This window comes from Brevundimonas sp. (genome assembly GCF_013823285.1).
In the GTDB taxonomy this organism is placed as follows: domain Bacteria; phylum Pseudomonadota; class Alphaproteobacteria; order Caulobacterales; family Caulobacteraceae; genus Brevundimonas.
In genome coordinates this window covers 1-2,792 of the sequence record NZ_PNLV01000180.1, presented here as the reverse complement: position 1 = coordinate 2,792, position 2,792 = coordinate 1, and the positions used below count along the sequence as shown (strand labels likewise).

Genomic DNA, 2,792 nt, shown 5'->3' with positions numbered 1-2,792 from the left:
CAGATAACGCTCCAGATACAGCGCCGTCATGTCCGGGTTCGCAGGGTTGTCGAACCACAGACGGGAGCGGAGAGGCTTGGTCATACAGCGACAGTCTTCAGTGGGCCCACGACGGGCGGGGGACGCCGGAACACGCGTCCCGACCTTTCATTCGTGAAGAACTTATCGCATGCGAAAATGCGCAGCCGCAAGCCCGAGCCCGTCCATGGCCGCGCCTGACCCGCCTCAGGCTTGGGACGCGGAGCCCATGTCGGCGGAGATGGCGGCGGCGGCGCGGCGCAGATGGATCAACGCCGTGGCCATGTCGCAGCCCACTGTGGTGTGCTCGATATACGGGGTGATCAGGGTGGCGATGACGCCGTCCGCCCCCATCACCGGCGCCGACAGATCGGTCACGCCCTTGACGAAGTCGCTGGCCCGCTGGGCGTAGCCCTTGACCGCCGTGGCGTCCGCCTCCGCGGCGAAGGCCTCGAACATGGCGTCGCCGTGGAGGCGGCGCAGCACCTCCTCCAGCCGCGCCCGTCCGGCCGGCGACGCCAGGCCGTAGAACATGCGGCCCGAGGTGGCCTCGATCAGATTGCGGCGGTAGCCGATGCGCACCGAATAACCCAGGTCGCCGGGGCTCTCGACGCGGGCCACCACCACGATCTGGGTCTCGCTGGGCACCACCAGATGGCACGACTGAACCGTGGTCTCGGCCAGAATTCGCATGGCCGGCAGGGCCGCCTCCACCAGCGACTTCACCGGCGCCTGGGCCATGCCCAGGGTGAACAGGCGGTTGGTCAGGCGATAGCCTTCGGATGACTGTTCGATATAGCCCCGGAACTCCAGCACCTGGATCATCCGGAACAGCTCGGACACGGAACGCTTGAGGGTCACCGACATCTGCGACGGCGTCATGGGGCGTCCGTGGCTGGACAGCAGTTCGAGCACGTCCAGGCCCTTCTCGAGCGCGGGCGCACGGTATTTGCGCTCCCCGAGCTCTTCTTCCAGCGGCGGCATGGCTTCCCCGATCAACCTGTCTCTCCCCAAGTCTTAGCGCCGCCGCCACCCCGATAGAAGGCCGTCCGCCCGCTTCTTAACCTGCGCCGCCGGATCAAACCATATATGAAATGACTTTCATTGCGCGTGGCTTGAGGATGTCGTAGCCCTTCGTTCAGCGGCCGAATTCAACGGCCCCTCGGGGGAGACATTCATGACGCTGGCGCCGATCGACCTGATCCTTCTGGCCCTTTACGGGGTCGGCATCTTCGCCCTGGCCCAATGGGTCTCGCGCGGGCGGCCCGGCGAGCAGAAAAACACCACCGACTATTTCCTGGCCTCGAAGAGCCTGCCCTGGTGGGCCATCGGCGCCTCGCTGATCGCGGCCAACATTTCGGCTGAGCAGATCATCGGCATGTCGGGCTCGGGCTATGTGATCGGCCTGGCCATCGCCTCCTACGAATGGATGGCAGCCCTGACCCTGCTGATCGTGGGCAAGTTCTTCCTGCCCATCTTCCTGAAGAACAACATCGTCACCATGCCCCAGTTTCTGGAGCAGCGTTACGGCGCCAGGATCCGCAGCGTCATGGCCGTGTTCTGGCTGGTGCTCTACGTCTTCGTGAACATCACCTCGATCCTGTGGCTGGGGTCGCTGGCCATCACCACCGTCACCGGCGTGGACCAGACCCTGGCCCTGTTCGGTCTGGCGGCGTTCGGCCTGGTCTATCAGCTGTGGGGCGGGCTCAAGGCCGTGGCCCTGACCGACGCGGTGCAGGTCGCCCTGCTGGTGGCGGGCGGTCTGGTGATCGCGGTCATCACCCTCAACCAGATCGGCGGCGACGGCGGGGTGCTGAACGGCTTCGCCCGCCTGACCACCGAGTTCCCCGAGAAGTTCGACATGATCCTGTCGCCGGACAGCCCGCACTATGCGGCCCTGCCGGGGCTGTCGGTCCTGATCGGCGGTATGTGGATCATGAATCTGAGCTACTGGGGCTTCAACCAGTACATCATCCAGCGCGCGCTGGCGGCCTCCAGCATCGACGAGGCCCAGAAGGGCATCGCCTTCGCCGCCTATCTGAAACTGCTGATGCCGCTGATCGTGGTGCTGCCGGGGCTGGCCGCGCTGGTGCTGGCGCCGGACCTGACCCGCCCTGATCAGGCCTATCCCACCATGATGGCCCTGTTGCCCACGGGTCTGAAGGGGCTGGTCTTCGCCGCCCTGGTGGCCGCCATCATCGCCACCCTCGGCTCGCTGGTGAACTCCATCTCCACCATCTTCACCCTGGACCTGTACGCCAAGGCGCGCCCGAACCTGTCCCAGCATCATCTGGTCACGGTGGGCCGGTTGTCGGCGGCGGCGGCCATGCTGATCGGCGCCCTCGTCGCCCGGCCGCTGCTGGGCAATTTCGATCAGGCGTTCCAGTTCATCCAGGACTTCACCGGCTTCTTCACCCCGGCCATCGTGGTGATCTTCATCCTCGGCATGTTCTGGCGCCGCGCGTCCGAGGCCGGCGCCCTGGCCGCGGCCATCGGCGGGGTGCTCCTGTCCGGCGTCATGTGGTGGCTGAACAACGAGGGGCTGCTGGTCATGCCCTTCATGAACCGGGTGGGGATCGTGTTCCTGATCGCCCTGGCGCTGGCGGTGGTGGTGTCCCTGATCCGCCCCGCCCCCGCTTCGGCCCTCAAGGTCCAGCTGGACGGCATCAGCTTCCGCACCTCCGCCGCCTTCAACCTGGCGGGCGTGGGCGTCATCGCCTTCCTGATCCTGGTCTATTCGATCTGGTGGTGAGCCGGGTCAGCGCCTGATCCCG

2 protein-coding genes are annotated in these 2,792 nt (G+C 66.2%); one reads left to right on the top strand and one right to left on the bottom strand.

What is annotated here, in order from left to right; translation table 11 throughout:
• Positions 1 to 225: 225 nt before the first annotated feature.
• On the bottom strand, positions 226 to 1,017 hold the full coding sequence (locus C0461_RS14160) for a helix-turn-helix domain-containing protein (RefSeq protein ID WP_292107927.1): 792 nt from the start codon (positions 1,015 to 1,017) through the stop codon (positions 226 to 228).
• Positions 1,018 to 1,195: 178 nt separating this feature from the next.
• Here C0461_RS14160 and C0461_RS14155 point away from each other — a divergent pair, with 178 nt between their 5' ends.
• Positions 1,196 to 2,770 carry a sodium/sugar symporter gene (locus tag C0461_RS14155; protein WP_292107925.1) on the top strand — a complete coding sequence of 525 codons (1,575 nt, stop codon included), beginning with the start codon at positions 1,196 to 1,198 and terminating at the stop codon, positions 2,768 to 2,770.
• Positions 2,771 to 2,792 lie beyond the last annotated feature (22 nt).

Excerpts from the sequence above, each read along its gene's own strand:
- C0461_RS14155 (WP_292107925.1), top strand. The coding sequence starts at position 1,196 with ATGACGCTGGCGCCGATCGACCTGATCCTTCTGGCCCTTTACGGGGTC.